This window comes from Paractinoplanes maris (genome assembly GCF_023544465.1).
Classification (GTDB): Bacteria; Actinomycetota; Actinomycetes; order Mycobacteriales; family Micromonosporaceae; genus Actinoplanes; species Actinoplanes maris.
On sequence record NZ_JALPVL010000015.1, the window covers coordinates 143,780 to 166,637 of the forward strand.

The window sequence follows — 22,858 nt, forward strand, 5'->3', positions numbered from 1 at the left end:
CCTGGTAGCGGAGCCGGGCCGGTTGGGACGGGCGCTGGGCCGGTTGGTCCTGGTAGCGGAGCCGGGCCGGTTGGGCCGGGCGGTGGGACCGGGGCGGTCGGCGGGCGGCACGGTCGCGGTGCGGCCGATGCGCCGGGTGAGCGCACCGGGCGTCACGGCACCCCGGATCAGGGTGACCGTGGCCGGAGGCCGGGGCAGTCCGGAGACCTCCGTGGCGCTGTGGGCGCACCAGAACTTCCGGGCCCGGACGAACCGGGTGGCGGACGCGGTACCCGGGCCGGGCGAGGAACCCCCGCCGGGCCGCCCCCGCCGGGAGCGGTTGAGCCGGGCGGCACGAGCCGCAACGTCTCCCGCCGCGGCGCTGCGGGACGCGGCGGTCCGGGTCAGGCTCCCGTTGGGCCGCCCGACGGGCCGGGTCAGGCTGGCGCCGGGGCGCGAGACCAGGGCGGACGCGGTCAAGGCGGCGTCGGCGGGCGTGGCCCGGGTGGCGCTGGTGGTCCTGATCAGGACGGTCCCAGTGGGCGTGGGCCTGGCGGTCGTGAGCAGGGTGGCGTCGGTGGGCGTGGGCCCGGCGGCGCTGGTGGTCGTGAGCAAGGCAGTGCCGGGGGCCGGGTGCCTGGCGGTGCTGGTGGTCGTGAGCAGGCCGGTGCCGGTGGACGTGGGCCTGGCGGTGCCGGGATGTCGGGACACACCGGCGGTTTTCCGGTAACTCCGCCGGGGGCTTCCGGGCCGGCTCAGCCGGTGCGGGCTTCCGCCGTCGTGCCGCCGGTCGTGCCGGGCCGGGAAGGCGTCCGGGCTCCGGCGGTTCCCGGGCGAGCCGGCGCTATGGCTGGGCAGACGTCGGGCGTGATCCAGCGGCCTGGTGAAGGCTCCGGCCGGGTCCCGCCACGCGGCAAACAGCAGCCGGGTAACCAGCAGCCGGGCCCTCAGCAGCCGGGCCGTCAGCAGCCGGGCCGTCAGCAGCCGGGCCGTCAGCAGCCGGGCCGTCAGCAGCCGGGCCCTCAGCAGCCGGGCCGTCAGCAACCAGGTGCTCAGCAACCGGACCCTCGGCAACCGAGCCGTCAGCAACCAGGCCATCCGCAAGCAGGCATGCGGCCGCCCGGTACGCAGCCGCCGTCCGGACAGCAACCGCGGGTCGGACAGCAGCCGGGCGCGCCGGGACGCGGCGGACGGGGCGCGGGTGGCGCGCCGGTCCGACCGGTTTCGCCGACAGCCACCGGTCCGGTTTCGCCGGGCCGCCCGCCGCAGAACCTCTACGGCCAGCAGCCGGGCCAGCCCTACGGGCAACCCGCGCCGGGCTACGGGACGCCGGCCCCCGGGCAGCCGTCACCGGTGCCGGGGGAGTACGGCCAGCTCTCGCGGGCCGGCAGCGTCCCCGGAGCGCCGCGCGGAGACGCCGGCCAGGATGACTTCGACCGGCCGCGGCACGGCCGCGCTCCGGGCGCACCGGACGACGCTGATCAGGTGCCGGGCGAGTACGGGCAACTGTCCCGGGCACAGGCCGTCCCCGGCCGGCCGGCACACGGCGCGGACCAGCCGCCGCACGCTGCGGACCAGCCCGCTTATGGGCCGGGTCAGGGCACAGGACCACCTGTGCGTGGAGCCGGCCAGCCTCCTTACGGAACCGCTCAACCTCCTTACGGAACGGCGCAGGCACCGCAGGGGCCGGGACAGCCTCCGGCCGGGCGTGTCCAGGTGCCGGGGCGCAACGTCGGCGCCCCCGACGGAGTTCCGGGTCAACATGGCCCGGGCGAACGTGGGCTCGGCGAACACGGTCCTGGGGACCGTGGGCTCGGCGAACGCGGCCCTAGGGACCGTGGGCTCGGCGAACGCGACCCTGGAGACCGTGGGCTCGGCGAACGCGGCCCCGGAGACCGTGGGCTCGGCGAACGCGGTCCCGGCGATTCGCCGACCGGTGGGCCTTCGGGTGCCCATGCGGTGGGTGCTCGGGCTGCAGCCAGTGGCGCTGCCGTGGTCGGTGGCCCGGCGGGATCAGCTGTCGTTCGTGGCGCTCCGACTGGCGCGGCTTCGGTGCCCGGTCCAAGCTCGGGCGCCGGAGGTCCGGCCGGTGGCCCTGCCGGCTCCGCCGCCGTTCGCCCGTCCGTTCGCGGCGCGCAAGCGGGTGGCGCGGCCTCGGTGAGCGTGCCCGGAACGGCCAGCGCGCCTGGAACGGCGAGCGTGCCTGGAACGGCGAGCGTGCCTGGAACGGCGAGCGTGCCTGGAACGGCGAGTGTGCCCGGAACGGCGAGCGTGCCGGGAGCGGCAGCCGGCGCGGCCAAGGTCGGCTCGGCGTCCGTCCGCGGGGGCACAGCCTCGGTGGGCGCACCCGGCCGAGCGGTGGTCGATTCGGGGCCGGCCGCACCCGGCCGGGCTGTGGTCGAGTCGGGGCCGGGCGCGGACGGCGTACCTCCAAGGGGTGAAGAAGGCCGGGCGAGCGCGGCCGTCCGGGTGGGTTCGCCCGTGGTCGGCGCCCGAGCCGCGGCGGCGCGAGCCCTTGGCCCCGCCGCCCCGGACGACGAAGACGACACCCCGGTGGGGCGAGGCGGCCGCCTGCGGGAGCAACTGCGGAGCCAGCGGCGACTGCGCGTAGTCACCTTGGTGTCGCTCGCTGTGGTCGTACTGGTGGTGCTGCCGGCCTTCTTCGGGCTGCGGGCCACCGGCAACGACCCGGTCTTCGGCTCGCTCAACCAGCTCGACGTGCCCTCGTGGGCCGAGCAGAAGGTCGACGACCAGAGCAGCGGCAGCCGGTGGTGCTTCATCGACTGCACGTTCCGGGAGCGGACGGCCGAGTCGCAGCGGTCGATCAAGGAGACCACCACCGCGTACACCTCGGCTCTGACCTCGGCCGGCTGGGCGCCGTGGAAGGTCGGCGAGTGCCCGGAGCAGCCGATCACGCCCGAGGAGGGCACCTACACCTGCTGGAAGCGCGACGAGTTCACACTGGACCTGCGGGTGAGCCGGCCCAAGTGCGAGGTCGACCAGATCGCGGCCAACGATCCGGCTCTGGCGGGGTCGACGGCGCCGCCGGTGGCTCCGGCCGGGGAGTGTGTCGGGTCCACGGTGAGCATCAAGGTCTACAACGCGATCGCCGACACCCGGGGCAAGCCCGACCCGCAGAAGAGCCCGATCACGGGCGAGACTCCCGACGCGGTCATCCCCGACGATCCGCTCTTGACGCCGACACCCTCGGCGTCGTGACGCGGGCCGAGGTCACGGACGGTAGGGTCTGCACGTTGACCCGCCCCATGTGACCTTTTGTAAGGGAGTAGCGCCTGATGGACGCCGGAGATATCGCAGGCCTGATCGCGGCGGGCGCCTTTCTCGTCCTCGTCCTCGTGCTCGCGATTCCGATCTTCAAGCTGGGCCGCACCGTCGATGCCGCCACCCGGGCGATCAACGACGTGACCGACCGCACCGGCCCGCTGCTGACCGACGTGAACGAGACCGTCCGTAACGTGAACACCGCCCTCGGCCAGGTGCAGGTCTCATTGGACGGTGTGAACGTCCAGCTCGAGAAGGTCGACACGATCACCGAGCACGCCGCGCACGTCACCGCCAACGTGGCCAATCTGTCGACGGTGGTCGCCGCGGCGGCCGCCAACCCCCTGGTCAAGGTGGCGTCGTTCGGATATGGGCTGCGCAAGACCGTGCAGGCCCGGCGCAACGCCGACGAGGCCCGTGAGGTCCGCGAGACGCTCAAGCAGCGCCGCAAGGCCGCCCGCCGCTGATCCGGCCGCCCCGAACCGACCCGAACCGAGCGAAGGGAACCACCCGCCATGAAGCGCCTGCTCTGGCTGGGCGTCGGCCTGGCCGTCGGCGCCATCGTCGTTCGCAAACTCACTCAGAAGGCGAACGAGTTCACTCCTTCCGGCATAGCCACCTCCATGTCGCAATCCGCTGGCGGCCTGGTCGAGTCGGTGCGTAGCTTCGTGGATGACGTTCGCGAACTCGCGGCCGACCGCGAGGAGCAGATCAACAAGGCATTCGCCCAGGGTGAGCTGTACGTGGACGACGAGGACGGCCCGGACGGCCAGGAGGGGAAACGATGAAGACGGCGGAGATCAAGCGGCGCTATCTGGCGCATTTCGAGGCCAACGGGCACACGGTTGTGCCGAGTGCCCCGCTGCCCGCTATCGACGACCCCAACCTGCTCTTCATCAACGCCGGCATGGTGCAGTTCGTGCCGTATTTCCTGGGTCAGCGCACCCCGCCCTTCGACCGCGCGGTCAGCGTGCAGAAATGCATCCGGACGCCGGACATCGACGAGGTCGGCAAGACGTCCCGGCACGGCACGTTCTTCCAGATGAACGGCAACTTCTCGTTCGGCGACTACTTCAAAGAGGGCGCGATCAAGCTCGCCTGGGAGCTGGTCACCAAGCCGCAGACCGAGGGCGGTTACGGCCTCGACCCGGAGCGGATCTGGCCGACCGTCTTCCTGGACGACGACGAGGCGTACGCGCACTGGAAGGCGATCGGCGTCCCCGAGTCGCGGATCGTGCGCCGCAACGAGAAGGACAACTTCTGGTCGATGGGCATCCCCGGCCCGGCCGGTCCGTGCTCGGAGATCTTCTACGACCGCGGCCCGGAGTACGGCCGTGAGGGTGGCCCGGCGGTCGACGAGGACCGCTACATGGAGATCTGGAACCTGGTCTTCATGCAGTACGCGATCACCGACGTGAAGTCGAAGACGGACTTCACGATCACCGGCGACCTGCCCCACAAGAACATCGACACCGGCATGGGCCTGGAGCGCGTCGCCTCGGTCCTGCAGGGCGTCGACAACCTGTACGAGATCGACGAGGTCCGCCCGATCCTGCAGCGCGCGGCCGAGATGACCGGCAAGCAGTACGGCGTCCACTCCGGTCACGTTGCCGGCGAGTCGCACCCCGACGACGTACGCCTGCGGGTGATCGCCGACCACGTGCGCACCGCGCTGATGCTGATCGGCGACGGCGTCACGCCCAGCAACGAGGGTCGGGGTTACGTGCTGCGGCGGATCATGCGCCGGGCGATCCGGTCGATCCGCCTGCTGGGCTGGCAGGCGCCGGCGCTGCCCGAGCTGCTGCCGGTGGCCCGCGACTGCATGGCGCCGTCGTACCCCGAGCTGGCCGAGGAGTTCGGCCGGATCTCGACCTACGCGTACGCGGAGGAGGACGCGTTCCTCTCCACGCTGCGGGCGGGCACGACGATCCTGGACACGGCGATCAGCGACACGCGGGCCAAGGGTGGCCGGAAGCTGTCCGGGTCGCAGGCGTTCCAGCTGCACGACACCTACGGCTTCCCGATCGACCTGACCCTCGAGATCGCGCAGGAGCAGGGCCTCGACGTCGACCAGGACGGTTTCCGCCGGCTCATGGCCGACCAGCGGTCCCGGGCCAAGGCCGACGCGGCCGCGCGCAAGACGGGTCACGCCGACCTGAGTGCCTACCGCAACGCGCTGGACGCGGGCGGCCCGGTGGAGTTCACCGGCTACCAGGAAGTGCAGCGGGAGTCGCGGGTCCGCTCGCTGATCGGCAACGGTGGCGCGCTCGAGGTGGCCGGCGAGGGTGAGTTCGTCGAGCTGGTGCTCGACACGACGCCGTTCTATGCCGAGGGCGGTGGCCAGCAGGCCGACACCGGCATCATCAAGGTCGGCGGCGGCCAGGTCGAGGTCGTCGACGTGCAGCAGCCCGTCCCGGGGCTGATCGTGCACAAGGCGCGGGTGATCCGGGGTGAGGTGCGCACGGGCGAGTCGGCCGAGGCCGAGATCGACGTGACCCGCCGCAAGGCCATCTCGCGCTCGCACACGGCGACCCACCTGATCCACCAGACGATGCGTGCGTTCCTGGGCGAGTCGGCGACCCAGGCCGGCTCGTTGAACGCTCCGGGCCGGCTGCGGTTCGACTTCAACACACCGGGGGCCGTCTCGCCCGCGGTGCTGCACGACGTCGAGCAGCAGGTGAACGAGGTGCTGTTGCGTGACCTCGAGGTCCACGCGTTCATCACCTCCCAGGAGGAAGCGCGCCGGCTGGGTGCGATGGCGCTGTTCGGAGAGAAGTACGGCGACGAGGTCCGGGTGGTTGAAGTCGGCGACTACGCGCGTGAGCTGTGTGGCGGCACGCACGTGGCCCGCTCGGGTCAGCTCGGCCTCGTCAAGATCCTCAACGAGCAGTCGATCGGCTCCGGTGTGCGCCGCGTGGAGGCCCTGGTCGGCATCGACGCGTTCGGGTTCCTGGCCAAGGAGCACCTGCTGGTCAGCCGTCTGGCCGAGATGTTCCGGGTGCCCGGCGACCAGGTCGCCGAGCGGGTTGAGCAGACGGTCACCGCGCTGCGCGACGCCGAGAAGGAGCTCGAGAAGATGCGGGCCCAGCTGGTGCTGGGCGGCGCCGGCACGCTGGCCGCGCAGGCCCGTGACCTGCGCGGGGTGGCGTTCGTCGGCACCGAGGCGCCCGAGGGCGCGGCCGGCAACGACGTGCGTACGCTGGCTCAGGAGATCCGTGGCAAGATCGACGCCGCCCGCCCGGCGGTCGTCGCGGTGGCGGCCCGGTCGAACGGCAAGGCGTCGCTGATCGTGGCGATCAACGCGGCGGCGAAGGCCAAGGGCCTGTCCGCGGCCGACCTGGTCAAGGGCGCGCTGTCCGGCCGGGGTGGCGGCAACGCCGACCTGGCGCAGGGTGGCGGGCTCCCGGCCGATCAGGTGCCGGTGCTCCTGGCGGCGGTCGAGACGGCGGTGGACGAGACCGCCGGATAACGAATTTGGCCGCCTTAAGTCTGCTTTAGGGCTGGTGGTCGAGGCGGTTGGACGGGGGAGGGTGGCCGGATGAGCGCATGGTCGCGGGGTAGGCGACTGGGCGTCGATGTCGGTAAGGTGCGCGTCGGGGTCGCGATCAGCGATCCTGACGGGATCCTGGCCACCCCCCTGGTCACGGTGCCCCGTGACATGGGCGCGGCAGCCGATGCCGTGCCCGGCGACATAGCTGAGCTCGTCCGTCTCGTGGGGGAACACGAGGCGGTGCAGATCGTGGTGGGGCTTCCGGTTCGCCTGAACGGGGCCGAGGGACCCGCCGCCATCGACATCCGGGCGTACGCCGGGAGACTGGCGTCCGCGGTCGGCGAGGTGCCGATCGTGCTGACCGACGAACGGATGTCGACCGTGGTCGCAACCCGTAGGCTGGCCGAACGTGGCGTCCGGGGGAAGCGTCAACGGGCGGTCGTCGACCAGGCGGCCGCGGTGGAGATCCTGCAGAGCTGGCTGGACGCGCAGCGGAGGCAGAGATGATCGACGAGCTGGACCTGGCTTTTGACGAGCATGCCGAGAAGGGCAAGCCTCGTCACCGGCGGGGAGCCCGGGGCGCCAAGAAGGGCACGGGCAAGTCCGGCATCGCCTTCGTCATGGCGTTTGTCCTGCTTGCCGCGCTCGGTGGTGGCGTGTATTTCGGCTACAACAAGGTCAAGGGCTTCTTCACCGCCGCCGACTACGACGGCACGGGCGGCGAGGCCATCCAGGTCTCGATCGAGAAGAACGCGACTCTGACCGACATCGGCAACGTCCTGGTCGAGGCCGACGTCGTCAAGAGCACCAAAGCCTTCGTGAACGCCGCGGACGAGAACCCCAAGGGCAAGAACGTCCAGTCCGGCACCTACAACCTGAAGAAGCAGATGTCGGCCGAGAGCGCCGTGACCCTGCTTCTCGACCCGAAGGCGCGGGTCACCAGGGGTCTGACCCTTCGCGAGGGTCTGACCATGATGCAGACGTTCGACCTGCTCGCCAAGGCCACCAAGATCCCGGTCGACGACTTCGTCGAGGCGGCCAAGGACCCCGAGGATCTGGGCGTGCCCAGCTTCTGGTTCAACCGGCGCGACAACAAGCAGGCCAAGAAGTCGGTCGAGGGCTTCCTGTTCCCCGACACGTACGAGTTCGACCCCAAGCTCGACGCCAAGGGCGTGCTCGAGGTCATGGTGGCCAAGTTCATGGACACCACCGCCGAGCTCGGCTTCGTCGACACGGTGCAGAAAAATCTGTCGGTCTCGCCGTTCGAGGCGCTGATCGTGGCCTCGCTGGCCCAGGCCGAGTCCGGCGCCGCGGCCGACACGCCGAAGATCGCCCGGGTCGCCTACAACCGCACGTACAAGCAGAAGCCGGCCATGCCGCTGCAGTTCGACGTCACCGCGAACTACTGGCTCCAGCTCAAGGGCAGCGCGGCCAAACACTCGGGTCAGCTCTCGCCGCAGGAGCTGAACGACCCGAAGAACCCGTACAACTCGGTGAGCCAGACCGGCCTGACCCCGGGCCCGATCGACAACCCGGGCAAGGCCGCGCTCGAGGCGGCCATGAAACCGGCCACCGGCCCCTGGCTGTTCTTCGTCGCCGTCGACAAGAAGGGCAACTCGGCCTTCGCGGTCACCGACGCCGAGCACGAGAAGAACATCGACAAGGCGTGCGCCAACGGCATCCAGCTGCAGTGCGACTAATCTGGTCGGCGTGACCGCGCTCTCGTCCCGCCGGGCCGCCGTGTGCGGCCGGCCGATCGCGCACTCGTTGTCGCCAGTGATCCACAACGCCGGTTTCGCCGCGGCCGGGCTGGCCGGCTGGGCCTATTCGTCCTTCGAGTGTGCCGAGCCCGACCTGGCCGCGCTGGTCGGCGGGCTCGGGCCCGAGTGGGCCGGGCTGTCGCTGACGATGCCGCTCAAGGAAGAGGCTCTGCGGCTGGCCACGGTGGCGACGCCGGTCGCGGTCGCGATCGGGGCGGCCAACACCCTCGTACGGCGATCGGACGGCAGCTGGCAGGCCGACAACACCGACGTGACGGGCATGGTGCGGGTGCTGCAGGACGCCGGGCTCAAGCCCGCGCCCTCGGTGACGGTGCTGGGCGGGGGCGGCACGGCACGCGCCGCGCTGGCCGCCGCGGCCCAGCTCGGGGCCTCCGCGGTGACGGTCGTGACCCGGCGGCTCGCCGCGTTCAGCGAGCTGGCGCCGGCCGCGGCCGCGCTGGGCATCACGCTGCTGAGCGTGCCCTGGGAGCGGGCCCCCGAGACGTTCCAGGCCGACGCGGTGATCTCCACGGTCCCCAAGGGCGCGGCCGACCATCTGGCCGGGGCGGTGAGCTGGCGCGACGGCACGGTGCTGTTCGACGCCCTCTACGACCCGTGGCCGACACCCCTGGCCGCTTCGGCGCTGGCTCACGGCGTACCGGTCCTGTCCGGTCTTGACCTGTTGCTGGCCCAGGCGTTGAGCCAGTTCGAGCAGTTCACCGGCCTCAGCCCGGCCCCGGAGGACGCGATGCGCAGCGCGCTGCTCGAGGCGGCCGCCGCCCGGTCCTGATTCCGCGAAGCGGGACGACGGCGGGGCCGCGACGGCTGGTGCCGGCGACGTGCCAGACTGTGACCCGTGTTGCGCTGGCTGACCGCAGGTGAATCGCACGGACCCGCCCTCGTCGCGTTGCTCGAGGGGGTGCCCGCCGGTGTCGAGGTGACCACCACCGAGATCGGGCGTGACCTCGCGCGCCGCCGGCTGGGTTATGGCCGCGGCGCCCGCATGAAATTCGAGCAGGACGTCGTCGAGGTGATCGGCGGCATCCGGCACGGGCTCACGCTCGGCAGCCCGGTCGCGATCCGGGTGGCCAACTCCGAGTGGCCCAAGTGGGAGACGGTGATGGCGGCCGACCCGGTCGACCCCGAGGAGCTGGCCGCGCAGGCCCGCAACGCGCCGCTGACCCGCCCCCGGCCCGGCCACGCCGACCTGGCCGGCATGCAGAAATACGCGCACCACGACGCCCGCCCGATCCTCGAGCGGGCCAGCGCCCGCGAGACCGCCGCCCGGGTCGCCGTCGGCGTGGTCGCCAAAAACATGATCAAGCAGGCGCTCGGCATCGAGATCGTCTCCCACGTGATCGAGCTCGGGTCGGTCGCCGCCAAGAGCGGGCTGATCCCCACGCCCGAGGATGCCGACCGGATCGACGCCGACCCGCTGCGCTGCCTCGACCCCGAGGCCAGCGCGCGCATGGTGGCCGAGGTCGACGCGGCCAAGAGCGACGCCGACACGCTGGGCGGCATCGTCGAGGTGCTGGCCTACGGCGTGCCCCCGGGCCTGGGGTCGCACGTGCAGTGGGACCGCAAGCTCGACGCGCGCCTGGCCGCCGCCCTGATGTCGATCCAGTCGGTCAAGGGCGTCGAGATCGGCGACGGCTTCACCCAGGCCCGCTCGCGCGGCTCGGTCGCCCACGACGAGATCATCCCCACCCCCGACGGCGTGAAGCGGGTGACCGACCGCGCCGGCGGCCTGGAGGGCGGCATCACCAACGGCGAGCCGCTGCGGGTGCGGGCCGCGCTCAAGCCCATCTCGTCGCTCAACCGGGCGCTGCAGACGATCGACATCACCACCGGCGAGGCGACCACGGCGATCAACCAGCGCTCCGACGTCGTGGCCGTGCCCGCCGGGGCCATCGTCGCCGAGGCCATGGTCGCCCTGGTGCTGGCCGAGGCCGCGGTCGAGAAGTTCGGCGGCGACTCGGTGGGCGAGATCCAGCGCAACCTGGCCGGCTACCTCGACACCCTGGTCATCCGCTGATGGCCCCGCGGGCCGTCTTCGTCGGAGCCCCCGGCGCCGGCAAGTCCACCGTCGGTGCCGCGGTGGCCGAGCTGCTCGGTGTCCCCTTCGCCGACGCCGATGCCGTCATCGAGGCCCGGGCCGGCAAGCCGATCCCCGAGATCTTCATCGACGACGGCGAAGAGACCTTCCGCGCCCTGGAGCGGGAGACGATCGCGGCGGCGCTCGAGGAGTTCGACGGCATCCTGGCCCTGGGCGGCGGCGCGATCCTGCACGAGGGCACGCGCGAGCTGCTGGCCAAGCACACCGTGGTCTATCTCTCGGTCGAGCTCAGCGACGCCGTGAAGCGGGTCGGGCTCGGCGCCGGCCGCCCCCTGCTGGCCATCAATCCGCGGGCCACGCTGAAATACCTGCTGGACCAGCGCCGGCCGCTCTACAAGTCGGTGGCCACCCACACGGTGGCGACCGACGGCCGCGACCCGCGGGAGATCGCCGTCGAAGTGGCTGATCTGCTGCGCTAGTCGTCAGATCGGGTGATGGGCCGGCGTGCGAACGCCGTGGCAGTCTGCGCCCATGAGTGAGATTGCGGCGGGTCTCGACCTCGGGGTCCGATCTCAGCTGCTCGAAGAACTGCGGCAGATGGCGGCCGGTGTCGACGACGGCGGCCGCGTGCTGTTCGTGGTGGGCGAGCGCGGCAGCGGCCGCTCGGAGACGTTGGCCGAGTTCGCGGCGGTCCTCCGCAAGGACCGTCGCCGCCCGGCCGTGGTCTGCTTCCGCTTCGACACTGCGTTCACCGTGGTTCCGGTGCCGGCCAAGGCCGGCGATGGCCGGGTGTCGGCGACCTTCGCGGCCGTCGGAGCCGTGGGCAGTGCAGCCGCGATGGTGCCCATCCTCGCGCCGTCCCTGGTGCCGGTCGCGTTGCTGGCTCAACTTGCCCAGGCTCTCGCCGACTCGCAGTCCGCGGCCCGCCAGCTCGCCGCGCTGAGCGACCGGCGAGAGGAGTTCGGCGAGCCGGACGACCTGCTCGCCACGCTGCGTATCGCCTGCCGGGCCGCACCCGTGATCTGCATCCTGGACGACTTCTCCCGCGCTGACCTGATCTGGTGGCGGCTGTTTCTGCGTGACGGCGCGGCCGAGTTGGCCCGGATGCCCGTGCTCATCGTCGCGGCCGTTGACACGACCCATCTGGATGCCGGTCTGGCCGCCCGCCATGAGGACTTGGCCGGGTCCCTCGCTCCGGGCTTCACGTCGGTCGTCCGGGTCGATCCCGCTCGGGCCGAGGAGGCCGAGGAACAGCTCGGCCCGATCGCCGAGCCGCTCCGCACCGATCTGATCGATCTGGTGGGAGGGAACGCGGGACTCATCGGAAGCCTGTGGCGGGAGCTGCTGCAGGACGGTGCAGTCGAGCTCGCCCACGGACGGTGGCGCTGGCGGCCGGGAAGCGCGCCGGGCCAAGGTAGTGACGGGGACTACCTGGGATTCGTACGGCAAGCCTTCGACCAGCGCATCCGGGAGCGTTGCGAGTCGCAAGAGCACCGTGATCTCGCCTGGGCCGTGGTGAGGATGGCGGCCATTGAGGGTGCCCGGTTCACGCCCGAGGCGGTCGTCACCGCCCTGCACCGTATCGGTCATGACGGCTTCGAGGAGGTGGAGCAGGGGATCGACTTCATCGACGACGTACTGGGCGCGCACAGCGGCTCGCCGGTGATCGATCTGGAGGAGCACGCCACGACGTGGCGGATCGGAGGCGCCGATCGATACGTCTATCAGGCCGGCTTCGTCAACCGGGGTCACGCCGAGGCGCTGCGCCGGTTCGGCCTGCATGCCGAGATGCGTGCTCAGTGGGCGACGGCCCTGGGCTTCGCGCTCGAGGACGTCTATGCGGGCGCCGTCGCCGCCATCTCGCCGGTATTGGTGTCGGTCTGGGAACAGGCCGGCGAGCCGGCGCGCGCCGCGTCAGCCCGGAAGCAAGGCACCGTGCTGGTGACGGAAGCTCGGTTGAGGTCACTCATGCGAGCCGAGGCGGTCGGCGCGATCGACCGGCTGGTGTACGTGGGCTATGCGGTGGATCATGCCGCGAGGATGACCCGGTCCGATCCGCAGCGGGCCATCGAACTGGGCCGGAGCGCGCTCGAAGTCGCTCAGCAGACCAGGTCTTCCACCGCGGTCGCGACAGCTTTGCTCGCGATGATGAATCCTCTTCGTGCGCTACGGCACTTCGCTGACGCTCTGCCGCTGGCCAAGTACGCGGCCGCGCTCCCCGGCGTCGATCCGTCCGTCCGCTGGAACGTCGACTACAGTCTGGCGTCCTGCCAGCTCGGCATCGCCGAGTGCCGATGCCCGATCGACCACCTGTCCGAAGCGGCGGCCATCAGCGAGAACCTTCAGCGGACCGCCTCGTCGCCATCGGATCGTCGCTCGGCACTCGCTTTCACCGCCGATCTGATGACCGAACGGAAGCAGTTCGACCAGGCTCTTCCGGTGTTCCTGGAGTGTGCGAGCGCGGCCCGCAGCGTGGGGGATCTGATCGCCGCGCTCATCCTCGTTCGCCGCGCGGCTTTCGTGCTCGTCGAGATGCGACGTTTCGACGATGCCATCGACGTGCTGCGGCAGGCCGCCGATCTCGCGCGGCAGGAAGGCGACAGCATCAGCGCCGCGGGAGTCCGCCACGAACACGCGTATGCCCTCTATCAAAAGGGCTCACTGGAGGAGTCACGGGCGCTGTTCACCGAGATCGCGGGTGATTGGGCCGAGCTCGGCTCGCAGGAGTATCTCGGTGGGTGTCTCGAGATGCTCGAGCTGATCGCGAGAGATCTGGGCCAAGCGGCCCTCGCGGCCGAGCTGCGCGAGATCGTCGCTGTGGCGCGGATGGACGAACCGGAGCGGGCAGCCCGCGCCGAGGAGGACCAGGATGCGGCCGGGCGCGCCGCGGCGCTCCGGGATCTGACGCCTCACCTTCAGCGGCTGCACGCCACGGCCGCCCGGACGTCCGGTGGTGCCCTCGCCGGTGTGATGGACGAGACGCCCTGATCGCGGCGCGACGGGACAAGACTGAGCGCATGACACGAGCGGTTCGTTTCGATCAGTACGGCGACGTGGACGTCCTGCGCATCGAAGACGTGGAGCGTCCCTCGCCCGCCGCCGACCAGGTCCTCGTCGAGGTGGTCGCGGCCGGCATCAATCCCGGTGAGGCCTCCATCCGCGGCGGTCTGCTGCATGAGATGTGGCCCGCCACCTTCCCGTCCGGGCAGGGCAGCGACTTCGCCGGGCGGGTCGTCGAGGTCGGCGGGTCGGTCACCGGGTTCGCGATCGGCGACGAGGTGCTCGGCTGGTCCGACTGGCGGTCGTCCCAGGCCGAGCACGTCGTGGTGCCGGCCGATCACCTGACCCACAAGCCCCTGGCCCTCGACTGGATCCGGGCCGGTGGCCTGTTCGTCGCGGGCGTGACGGCGTACGCGTCGGTGCGCGCGGTCCAGCCCAAGGAGGGCGAGACCGTCGTGGTGAGCGGCGCGGCCGGCGGTGTGGGCTCGCTGACCGTGCAGCTCGCCCGCAACACCGGCGCGCACGTCATCGGCATCGCCGGCCCGGCCAACGCGGCCTGGTTGCGCAGCGTCGGGGTCACCCCGGTGGCGTACGGCGACGGGCTGGCCGACCGGCTGCGCGAGGCCGCTCCGTCGGGCATCGACGCTTTCGTGGACACGTACGGCAATGGTTATGTCGACCTGGCCGTGGAGCTCCAGGTCGATCCGGCCCGGGTCAACACGGTCATCGACTACGCGGCGGCGCAGAAGGCGGGGGCCAAGGCCGAGGGCAGTTCCACGGCCAGTGACGCCGAGATCCTGGGCTTCCTGGCCGGCGAGCTGGCCTGGGGCCGGGTCGTCATGCCGGTGGCGGCGATCTATCCGCTGGACGCGGTGCGGGACGCCTACACCGAGCTGGCCGCCCGGCACACCCGCGGCAAGATCGTGCTGTCGACCGAGCTCCCGGCCAACGCGGGTCGCCAGCCGGCTAGTTGAGGCGGTTCTCCAGCCGTTCGATCCGCTCGACCAGCGGGGCCAATTCCTTCCGTACGGCGGTGAGGAGTTCAGTCGGGCCGGCGGCGGCCCGCAGGTGGGCGTATCCGCTCAGGGCGGCCGCCACCGCCCGGCGAGTGGCGCGGGGGTCGAGGCCGCGGGCCCGCAGCAGTTCGCCCGCGGCCCCGTCGGGCTCGGCGGCCAGCGCGATCAGCAGATGCTCGCAGCCGATGTAGTTGTTGCCGAGACCCAGCGCCTCACCCGCGGCCAGCTCCAGGACCGCGGCGGCCTGGGGGCTGAAGCGCAGGCCGTCCGCGTTCGCACCCGGCTCCGGAGTCGTCGGTGCGGTGATCGAGCCCGGGCTGACGTCGAGGGCGGTGAGCAGTTGCAGCGCCAGGTTGCCGCCCTCGGCCAGGATGCCGTGCAGCAGGTCGCCGGTGCTGACGGTGGTCGCGCCGGCCGTCTGGGCTCGCCCGGCGGCCAGGGTGAGCGCGGTGACCAGGCGGCCCGTGAGGTTGGGGAACTGCTCGGCCAGGGCGGCGGCGTCGACGTCGGTCAGGACGGCCTGGCGGATCGTGGTGATCCGGCGGACTGCCTGGTCGAGGGCGCGCTGGCAGATCGCCGAGACGGGGACACCGGTCTCGCGGACGGCTTCGGCCAGATCGTCGGGCAGATACACGTTGATTTTCGGCATGGGTCAGTTGTAACCCTAGTGGGGGCATAAAGATATAACCCCATTTCCGTACGGTCGGACGCGTGTCACCCCGGTCGGTGCGGCGGGCTAAGGTGACCGCCGTGGTGACGCGTATTCAGGTGGACGGTGACCGTCCGTACGAGGTGCTTGTCGGTCGTGACCTGGCGGGGCAGCTGCCCTCGCTGATCGAGGGGGCGTCCCGGGCGGCGGTGCTCTTCGCCGCGCCCCTGCGCGAGCAGGCCGCCCGGGTGGCCGAGGCGGCCGGCGTGCCGACCGTGCTGATCGAGGTGCCCGACGCCGAGCGGGGCAAGACCGTCGAGGTCGCCGCGACGTGCTGGGACGAGCTGGGGAGCAACAACTTCACCCGGACGGATGTGGTGGTGGGCGTCGGTGGCGGCGCGGTCACCGATCTGGCCGGTTTCGTCGCCGCCGGCTGGCTGCGCGGGGTGCGCTGGGTGCCGTGCTCGACGTCGCTGCTCGGCATGGTCGACGCGGCCGTCGGCGGCAAGACCGGTGTCAACATCGCCGCCGGTAAGAATCTGGTCGGTGCGTTCCACCCGCCGGCCGGCGTGCTCTGCGATCTCGACTCGCTCCGGACGCTGCCGGCCGACGACCTGACCGCCGGGCTGGCCGAGGTGGTCAAGTGCGGGTTCATCGCCGATCCGCACATCCTCGACCTGATCGAGAGCGACCCGGCCGCGGCCGCCGACCCCGGCGGGCCGGTGCTGCGCGAGCTGGTCGAGCGGGCCATCCGGGTCAAGGCCGAGGTGGTGAGCGTCGACCTCAAGGAGTCGGGGCTGCGCGAGATCCTCAACTACGGCCACACCCTGGGCCACGCGATCGAGAAGCGCGAGAGATACACCTGGAAGCACGGGCACGCGGTCTCGGTCGGCCTGATCTTCGCCGCCGCGCTGTCAGCCTTGTCGGGCCGCCTCGACGCCCCGGCGGCGGCGCGTCACCGGGCCGTCCTCGAGGCGCTGGGCCTCCCGACGTCGTATGCGCCCGAGGCCTGGCCGGAGCTGCTGAGCGCGATGCGGGTCGACAAGAAGGCACGCGCCGCCACCCTGCGTTTCGTGGTGCTCGACGGCCTGGCCAAACCGGGCATCCTCGCCGGCCCCGACGAATCGCTGCTGGAGCAGGCGTACGCGGAGGTGGCGCGATGATCTACGTGCTGAACGGGCCGAACCTGGGCCGGCTGGGCACCCGCGAGCCCGCGGTCTACGGCTCGACGACCTACGCCGACCTCGAGCGGCTCTGCCTCGAGACCGGTGCACGGCTCGGGCTCGAGGTCCAGGTGCGCCAGACCGACGCCGAGTTCAAGATGATCACGTGGCTGCACGCGGCGGCCGACGAGGGTGCCGACGTGGTGCTCAACCCGGCGGCCTGGAGCCACTACAACATCGCGATCCGGGACGCGGCGGCCATGCTGCGCGGCCGGCTCATCGAGGTACACATCAGCAACATCCATACGCGCGAGGAGTTCCGGCACCATTCGGTCATCTCGGCCGTCGCCGCCGGAGTCATCGCCGGATTGGGTGTCGATGGTTACCGTCTCGCGCTGGAGCATCTGGCCCGATTCGCCGCCGAGGCCGCGACGTCGGTAAACTCGGTCGGTCACCCATAGATTCCGGACACAAGGCAGACAGGGCTTCAAGAAACCATGGCTTCCACGAACGACCTGAAGAACGGCCTGGTGCTCAACCTCGACGGCGACCTGTGGTCCGTCGTGGAGTTCCAGCACGTCAAGCCCGGTAAGGGTGGGGCGTTCGTGCGCACCACGCTCAAGAACGTGCTGAGCGGCAAGGTTGTCGACAAGACCTTCAATGCCGGCACCAAGGTCGACACCGCGACGGTCGACAAGCGCACGATGCAATACCTCTATCTCGACGGCGAAGACTTCGTCTTCATGGATCTGGACACCTTCGACCAGATCAACGTGCCCGCCGGCACCGTCGGGGAGAACGCCAACTACCTGCTCCCCGAGGCCGAGGCCACGGTCGCCACCCACGAGGGTGTGCCGCTCTACATCGAGCTGCCGACGAGCGTCTTCCTCGAGGTCACCTACACCGAGCCGGGCCTGCAGGGCGACCGCTCGACCGGCGGCACCAAGCCGGCCACGGTCGAGACCGGCGCCACGGTCAACGTGCCGCTGTTCATCACCACGGGCGAGAAGATCAAGGTCGACACCCGCGACGGCCGTTACCTCGGTCGTTCCTGAGATGGCCGAGGGTCCCAAGACGCAGATGCCCGCGCGTCGTAAGGCGCGCAAGCGGGCCCTCGACGTGCTCTACGAGGCCGACCTGCGCGACCTGCCCCCTCGGCAGGTGCTGGCGACCTACCTCGAGCGCATCGCGAAACCGCATCCCGAGCACCTCGGCTACGCGGTCAGCCTGGTCGAGGGCGTGGCCGAGCATCTCGACCGCATCGACGAGCTGATCGCCAGCTACGCCGAGGGCTGGACGATCGACCGCATGCCGGTGGTCGACCGCAACCTGGCCCGCATCGCCGTCTACGAGCTGCTCTACGTCTCCGAGATCGACGACCCGGTGGCGATCACCGAGGCGGTCGAGCTGGCCAAGCAGATGTCCACCGACGACAGTCCGCGCTTTCTCAACGGCATCCTCGGCCGCATCGCCGAGTTCGCCACCCGCTGACCTCTTCGGGCCGGCACCTCGCTGACTGTGCGCTCCGGCCGATCGGCCGGAGCGCCTTGCTTTTCCCGCCGGACGCCCCGTCGCGAAATTCGCCGACGTACTGCGCCGCCGCGATCACTCATCGTGCGAAAACCGGCGGCGACGGTGATCTTGACGATCGGTGCCGACACGATCTGTGATGTCGGCCGTCAGGCAAGTACGCGGACCGGTGACAACGAAAAAGCCCGCGACAGTCGCGGGCTTCTCGGTGTCGGGACGTACGCCGGATCGGAGTCCGGCGCGGTCGGGGGGAAGGGGGATGGGGCGGGAAAGATCAGCTGGCGAAGAAGGCCCGGGGGTCGGCCACCAGAACACCCTGCTCGGTCAGGCGCTCGATGAGGCCGGACGGCGAGATGTCGTAGACGATGGCCAGCGCCCGCAGGTCGTCGGCGCGGATGGACAGGACGCGGCCGTTGTAGTCACCGCGCTGCTGCTGGATGGCCCGGGCGTAACGCGCCACGTAGGCGAGGTCCTCGCCGGTGGTGTCGTAGAGCTTCTCCAGGTCCAGCACGATCTTGTTGGTGGCCTCGAGACGGACCCCGCTGCCATCGGGCAGCAGCTCCGAGACGGGCACCCGGTAGAAGTCCGCGAGCTCAGCAAGGCGCGACACGGTGACGGCCCGGTCGCCGCGCTCGTACGAGCCCACCACGACGGCCTTCCATCGGCCGTTCGACTTCTCTTCCACACCCTGCAGGGACAGACCCTGCTGCTGCCGGATGGAGCGCAGGCGCGCACCCAGCGACTTGGCGTACTCAGACGGCATTCGGAACACTCCCACTGTGCTGGCCCGGAGGGTTCCCCTCCGCGATCGCTACGCAGCGTGACGGTACGCAGTGAGCGACCCCTGGTCAAGTGTCGTTCAACGATGAGTCGCGATGAACCGAGCAGAGTTGTCGCATTAGTCCGACGTGTTCGCTGGTCGGGCAGGTCACCATGGTCATCGCCACGTCCACTGGTAACGTAGCGTCAGCCATCGGGCCGGCCCTCCAGGGCTCGGCCCACCAGACGTCCTTTAACGACCCGTCCAGTGAGGCGGGGAAGGAGGTCCGCCGTGGCATCGCCACGCGCCGACGCGCCTAGCAAGATCATTTTGAGTGCGTCCGACCTGCACCGGGTCGTCGACCGCATCGCTCATCAGATTCTCGAGAAGACCTCCGGCGCCACCGGCACCGTGCTTCTCGGCATTCCCACCCGCGGCGTGCCGCTGGCCCACCGGCTGGCCGCGCGCATCCACGCCTTCGAGGGCATCGACGTGCCGGTCGGCTCGCTCGACATCACGCTCTACCGCGACGACCTGCGGCTGCACGCCACCCGCGCGCTGGGCAAGACCGAGCTGCCCGGCGGTGGCATCGACGGCCGCCGGGTCGTGCTGGTCGACGACGTGCTCTACAGCGGACGCACCGTCCGGGCCGCGCTGGACGCCCTGAACGACGAGGGCCGGCCCAGCTCGGTGCAGCTCGCGGTGCTCGTCGACCGCGGCCACCGCCAGCTGCCGATCCGCGCCGACTACGTGGGCAAGAACATCCCGACCGCGCTGTCGGAGAGCGTCCGCGTGTCGCTCACCGAGACCGACGGCCTCGACGAGGTCAAGCTGACCGGGGGCGACCTGTGATCAAGCATCTGCGCTCGGCGGCCGACCTCGACGCGGCCACCGCGACCCTGATCCTGGACACCGCGGGAGAGATGGCCGCACTGGCCGGCCGCGAGGTCAAGAAGCTGCCGACCCTCCGCGGCCGCACCGTGGTCAACCTCTTCTACGAGGACTCGACGCGCACCCGCATCTCGTTCGAGGCGGCGGCCAAGCGGCTCTCGGCCGACGTCATCAACTTCTCGGCCAAGGGCTCCAGCGTCTCCAAGGGCGAGAGCCTCAAGGACACCGCGCTGACCCTGCAGGCGATGGGGGCCGACGCGGTCGTCATCCGGCACCCCGCCTCGGGTGCGCCGCACCGGCTGGCCGCGTGGGTCGACGGGTCGGTGGTCAACGCCGGCGACGGGACGCACGAGCACCCCACGCAGGCGCTGCTCGACGCGTACACGATGCGCTCGCGGCTGGGCCGGCTCGACGGCCTTCGCGTGGCCATCGTGGGTGATGTGCTTCACAGCCGGGTCGCTCGATCGAACGTCTTGTTGCTGACGACGCTGGGTGCCCAGGTCACGCTCGTCGGGCCGCCCACACTCATCCCGGTGGACATCGCCGCCGCTCTGTCGCCGTCCACAAAAGTGTCGTACGACCTGGATAGCGTCCTGCCCGACATGGACGTCGTGATGATGCTTCGAGTGCAGACCGAGCGCATGCAGGACTCGTATTTCCCCAGCGCGAGGGAATACAGCCGCCGCTACGGTCTCGACCTGGCGCGCATGCGCAAGATGCCGGAGCACGCGATCGTCATGCACCCCGGCCCGATGAACCGCGGCATGGAGATCGCCCCCGAGGTGGCCGACTCATCCCGCTCCACGATCGTCGAACAGGTCGCGAACGGCGTCAGCGCCCGGATGGCCGTCCTTTATCTGCTGCTTGGGGGCAAAGCATGACCTCATATCTGCTGCGTGGTGTCTCGGTGGCCGCCGCCCCGGCACGAGACTTGGCCATCGTTGACGGCCGCATCTCCGACGAAGCGCCGTCGGATGCGCAGATCATCGACGCTTCCGGCCTCGTGGCCCTGCCCGGCCTGGTCGACCTGCACACCCACCTGCGCGAGCCCGGCCGCGAGGACGCCGAGACGGTCGAGACCGGCTCCCGCGCCGCGGCCCTCGGCGGTTACACCGCGGTCTTCGCGATGGCCAACACCTCGCCGGTGGCCGACACGGCGGGCGTGGTCGAGCAGGTCTGGCGGCTCGGTCGCGAGGCGGGGCTGGTCGACGTACAGCCGATCGGCGCGGTCACCGTCGGGCTGGCCGGCAAGCAGCTGGCCGAGCTGGGCGCCATGGCGACCTCCGCGGCCGGCGTGCGCATCTTCTCCGACGACGGCCACTGCGTCGCCGACCCGCGCCTGATGCGCCGCGCGCTCGAATACGTGAAGGCCTTCGACGGCATCATCGCCCAGCACGCCGAGGAGCCGCGGCTCACCGAGGGCGCCCAGATGCACGAGGGCGAGGTCAGCACCCGGCTCGGGCTCACCGGCTGGCCCGCGGTCGCCGAGGAGGCGATCATCGCCCGCGATGTGCTGCTGACCGAGCACGTGGGCAGCCGGCTGCACGTCTGCCACGTCTCCACGGCCGGCTCGGTCGAGGTGCTGCGCCAGGCCAAGGCCCGCGGCGTGCGGGTGACGGCCGAGGTCACCCCGCATCACCTGCTGCTCACCGACGAGCTGGCCGCCTCCTACGACCCGGTCTACAAGGTCAACCCCCCGTTGCGTACGGCCAAGGACGTGCACGCCCTGCGCGAGGCACTCGTCGAGGGCGTCATCGACATCGTCGCCACCGATCACGCACCGCACGCCGTGGAGGACAAGGAGTGCGAGTGGGCCTATGCCCGACCGGGCATGGTGGGGCTGGAGACCGCCCTGCCGGTCGTGCTCTCGGTGCTGGGTGAGCAGTGGGATCTGATCGCCGAGCGCATGTCCCGCGCCCCGGCGCGCATCGCCGGCCTGACCGGGCACGGCACCGGGCTCGCGGTGGGCGACCCGGCCAACATCACGCTGGTGGACCCGTCCGCCCGGCGGGTCGTCGACCCGTCCGAGCTGGCGAGCCGCAGCCGCAACACACCGTATGCGGGCACCACCCTGCCGGGTCGCATCGTCGCGACCTTCCTCCGGGGAGAGCCGACGGTCCTGGATGGGAAGGCTGTCAAGTGAGCAAAGCAATCCTCGTACTGGAGGACGGTCGGACCTTCGTCGGTGACGCCTACGGCGCGCTGGGGGAGACGTTCGGTGAGGCCGTCTTCACCACCGGCATGACCGGCTATCAGGAGACCCTGACCGACCCGTCCTACCACCGCCAGGTCGTGGTGCAGACCGCGCCGCAGATCGGCAACACCGGGGTCAACGCCGAGGATGACGAGTCCTCGCGGATCTGGGTGGCCGGCTATGTCGTCCGCGACCCGGCCCGTCGCCCGTCCAACTGGCGCTCGACCGGTGACCTGGGCGAGCGGCTCGCCGCCGAGGGCATCGTCGGGATCAGCGGCGTCGACACCCGCGCGCTGACCCGCCACCTGCGTTCGCGCGGCGCCATGCGGGTCGGCATCTCGTCGGTCGACCTCGACCCCCAGTCGCTGCTGGCCCGGGTCAAGGACGCGCCGCAGATGGTCGGCGCGGATCTCTCGGCCGAGGTCTCTACGTCCTCGCTCTACACGGTCGAGGCCGTCGGCGAGCACCGTTACACCGTCGCCGCGCTCGACCTGGGCATCAAGCGCAACGTCTCGCGCCGGCTGGCCGAGCGGGGCGTGACCACGCACGTCTTCCCGGCGGCGTCCTCGATCGACGATCTGCTGTCGGTCAGCCCCGACGCGGTCTTCTTCTCACCCGGCCCGGGCGACCCGGCCACCGCGGACGGGCCGGTCGCGCTGGCCCGCGAGGTGATGCGCCGTGAGAAGCCGCTGTTCGGCATCTGCTTCGGCAGCCAGATCCTGGGCCGGGCCCTCGGCTTCGGCACCTACAAGCTGGGCTACGGGCACCGCGGCATCAACCAGCCGGTGATCGACAAGACCACCGGCAAGGTCGAGGTGACCAGCCACAACCACGGCTTCGCGGTCGACGCGCCGCTGAACTCCGTGATCGACACCGACTTCGGCGGCGTCGAGGTCTCGCACGTCTGCCTCAACGACGATGTGGTCGAGGGCCTGCGCGGCCTCGAGGTCCCCGCGTTCACCGTCCAGTACCACCCCGAGGCCGCCGCCGGCCCGCACGACGCCGACTACCTGTTCGACCGTTTCGTGGAACTTGTGGAACGAAATGGCAAGCCCGGTGTCGAGCTCGTCGAGAAGAAGGGCTGACGC

The 22,858-nt window shown here is 71.0% G+C and carries 23 protein-coding genes; 20 read left to right on the forward strand and 3 right to left on the reverse strand.

Annotated features, from left to right (window positions below; all coding sequences use genetic code 11):
* Nucleotides 1-43: 43 nt before the first annotated feature.
* On the forward strand, nt 44-709 hold the full coding sequence (locus tag NAG42_RS37250) for a hypothetical protein (RefSeq protein ID WP_250037026.1): 666 nt from the start codon (nt 44-46) through the stop codon (nt 707-709).
* Between the two features lie 617 nt (nt 710-1,326).
* Here the strand turns inward: NAG42_RS37250 and NAG42_RS37255 are convergent.
* Nucleotides 1,327-1,935 carry a hypothetical protein gene (locus NAG42_RS37255; protein ID WP_250037028.1) on the reverse strand — a complete coding sequence of 203 codons (609 nt, stop codon included), beginning with the start codon at nt 1,933-1,935 and terminating at the stop codon, nt 1,327-1,329.
* 663 nt (nt 1,936-2,598) lie between these two features.
* On the opposite strand from NAG42_RS37255, the gene NAG42_RS37260 reads away from it, so the two are divergent.
* The 11 genes from NAG42_RS37260 (at nt 2,599) to NAG42_RS37310 (ending at nt 14,541) form a co-directional block, all read left to right on the forward strand.
* The gene (locus NAG42_RS37260) at nt 2,599-3,198 is read left to right on the forward strand and encodes a hypothetical protein (protein ID WP_250037219.1); all 600 of its coding nucleotides are present in this window, start codon (nt 2,599-2,601) and stop codon (nt 3,196-3,198) included.
* 77 nt (nt 3,199-3,275) lie between these two features.
* Nucleotides 3,276-3,728, forward strand: a complete 453-nt coding sequence (locus NAG42_RS37265; protein ID WP_250037046.1) for a DUF948 domain-containing protein — start codon at nt 3,276-3,278, stop codon at nt 3,726-3,728.
* 48 nt (nt 3,729-3,776) lie between these two features.
* Complete coding sequence (locus NAG42_RS37270) at nt 3,777-4,049, forward strand: hypothetical protein (protein ID WP_250037048.1); 273 nt, start codon at nt 3,777-3,779, stop codon at nt 4,047-4,049.
* Nucleotides 4,046-6,730: an alanine--tRNA ligase gene (alaS, locus tag NAG42_RS37275; RefSeq protein WP_250037049.1), complete on the forward strand. Its 2,685-nt coding sequence runs from the start codon at nt 4,046-4,048 to the stop codon at nt 6,728-6,730. The genes NAG42_RS37270 and alaS overlap by 4 nt, the downstream gene beginning before the upstream one ends.
* 69 nt (nt 6,731-6,799) lie before the next feature.
* On the forward strand, nt 6,800-7,258 hold the full coding sequence (ruvX, locus tag NAG42_RS37280; protein WP_250037051.1) for a Holliday junction resolvase RuvX: 459 nt from the start codon (nt 6,800-6,802) through the stop codon (nt 7,256-7,258).
* Nucleotides 7,255-8,451 (forward strand): endolytic transglycosylase MltG, encoded by a 1,197-nt coding sequence (mltG, locus tag NAG42_RS37285; protein ID WP_250037053.1) that lies wholly within the window; start codon nt 7,255-7,257, stop codon nt 8,449-8,451. The genes ruvX and mltG overlap by 4 nt, the downstream gene beginning before the upstream one ends.
* A 10-nt stretch (nt 8,452-8,461) precedes the next feature.
* The gene (locus tag NAG42_RS37290) at nt 8,462-9,301 is read left to right on the forward strand and encodes a shikimate dehydrogenase (RefSeq protein ID WP_250037054.1); all 840 of its coding nucleotides are present in this window, start codon (nt 8,462-8,464) and stop codon (nt 9,299-9,301) included.
* 66 nt (nt 9,302-9,367) lie between these two features.
* Nucleotides 9,368-10,546, forward strand: a complete 1,179-nt coding sequence (gene aroC / locus NAG42_RS37295) for a chorismate synthase (protein ID WP_250037055.1) — start codon at nt 9,368-9,370, stop codon at nt 10,544-10,546.
* Nucleotides 10,546-11,046, forward strand: coding sequence for a shikimate kinase (locus NAG42_RS37300; protein WP_250037056.1), 501 nt, complete (start codon nt 10,546-10,548; stop codon nt 11,044-11,046). The genes aroC and NAG42_RS37300 overlap by 1 nt, the downstream gene beginning before the upstream one ends.
* 52 nt (nt 11,047-11,098) lie before the next feature.
* On the forward strand, nt 11,099-13,555 hold the full coding sequence (locus NAG42_RS37305) for an ATP-binding protein (RefSeq protein WP_250037057.1): 2,457 nt from the start codon (nt 11,099-11,101) through the stop codon (nt 13,553-13,555).
* A gap of 29 nt (nt 13,556-13,584) precedes the next feature.
* Nucleotides 13,585-14,541: an NADP-dependent oxidoreductase gene (locus NAG42_RS37310; RefSeq protein WP_250037058.1), complete on the forward strand. Its 957-nt coding sequence runs from the start codon at nt 13,585-13,587 to the stop codon at nt 14,539-14,541.
* Here the strand turns inward: NAG42_RS37310 and NAG42_RS37315 are convergent.
* Nucleotides 14,534-15,232 (reverse strand): type II toxin-antitoxin system CcdA family antitoxin, encoded by a 699-nt coding sequence (locus NAG42_RS37315; RefSeq protein WP_250037059.1) that lies wholly within the window; start codon nt 15,230-15,232, stop codon nt 14,534-14,536. The two genes, NAG42_RS37310 and NAG42_RS37315, sit on opposite strands and share 8 nt — an antisense overlap.
* A gap of 101 nt (nt 15,233-15,333) precedes the next feature.
* On the opposite strand from NAG42_RS37315, the gene aroB reads away from it, so the two are divergent.
* Genes aroB through nusB form a run of 4 tightly spaced genes read left to right on the forward strand, consistent with a single transcriptional unit; the run spans nt 15,334 to nt 17,886 of the window.
* Nucleotides 15,334-16,395 (forward strand): 3-dehydroquinate synthase, encoded by a 1,062-nt coding sequence (gene aroB / locus NAG42_RS37320; protein WP_438872499.1) that lies wholly within the window; start codon nt 15,334-15,336, stop codon nt 16,393-16,395.
* Complete coding sequence (gene aroQ, locus NAG42_RS37325) at nt 16,392-16,856, forward strand: type II 3-dehydroquinate dehydratase (protein WP_250037060.1); 465 nt, start codon at nt 16,392-16,394, stop codon at nt 16,854-16,856. Before aroB ends, aroQ begins: the two co-directional genes overlap by 4 nt.
* Nucleotides 16,857-16,892: 36 nt before the next feature.
* Nucleotides 16,893-17,450, forward strand: a complete 558-nt coding sequence (gene efp, locus NAG42_RS37330) for an elongation factor P (RefSeq protein ID WP_250037061.1) — start codon at nt 16,893-16,895, stop codon at nt 17,448-17,450.
* Nucleotides 17,451-17,475: 25 nt separating this feature from the next.
* Nucleotides 17,476-17,886 carry a transcription antitermination factor NusB gene (gene nusB, locus NAG42_RS37335; RefSeq protein WP_250037062.1) on the forward strand — a complete coding sequence of 137 codons (411 nt, stop codon included), beginning with the start codon at nt 17,476-17,478 and terminating at the stop codon, nt 17,884-17,886.
* A gap of 313 nt (nt 17,887-18,199) precedes the next feature.
* On the opposite strand, the gene bldD is transcribed toward nusB, so the two are convergent.
* Nucleotides 18,200-18,688, reverse strand: coding sequence for a transcriptional regulator BldD (bldD, locus tag NAG42_RS37340; protein WP_020517563.1), 489 nt, complete (start codon nt 18,686-18,688; stop codon nt 18,200-18,202).
* Between the two features lie 288 nt (nt 18,689-18,976).
* On the opposite strand from bldD, the gene pyrR reads away from it, so the two are divergent.
* From pyrR to carA, 4 genes are read left to right on the forward strand one after another with little or no spacing between them, the layout of a single operon-like run.
* Nucleotides 18,977-19,537 carry a bifunctional pyr operon transcriptional regulator/uracil phosphoribosyltransferase PyrR gene (pyrR, locus tag NAG42_RS37345; protein WP_250037063.1) on the forward strand — a complete coding sequence of 187 codons (561 nt, stop codon included), beginning with the start codon at nt 18,977-18,979 and terminating at the stop codon, nt 19,535-19,537.
* A complete protein-coding gene (locus NAG42_RS37350) occupies nt 19,534-20,457 on the forward strand; it encodes an aspartate carbamoyltransferase catalytic subunit (protein WP_250037064.1) in 924 nt (307 codons plus the stop codon). Before pyrR ends, NAG42_RS37350 begins: the two co-directional genes overlap by 4 nt.
* The gene (locus tag NAG42_RS37355) at nt 20,454-21,719 is read left to right on the forward strand and encodes a dihydroorotase (protein ID WP_250037065.1); all 1,266 of its coding nucleotides are present in this window, start codon (nt 20,454-20,456) and stop codon (nt 21,717-21,719) included. Before NAG42_RS37350 ends, NAG42_RS37355 begins: the two co-directional genes overlap by 4 nt.
* Nucleotides 21,716-22,855: a glutamine-hydrolyzing carbamoyl-phosphate synthase small subunit gene (gene carA / locus NAG42_RS37360; protein ID WP_250037066.1), complete on the forward strand. Its 1,140-nt coding sequence runs from the start codon at nt 21,716-21,718 to the stop codon at nt 22,853-22,855. The genes NAG42_RS37355 and carA overlap by 4 nt, the downstream gene beginning before the upstream one ends.
* The last annotated feature ends 3 nt before the right edge of the window (nt 22,856-22,858 follow it).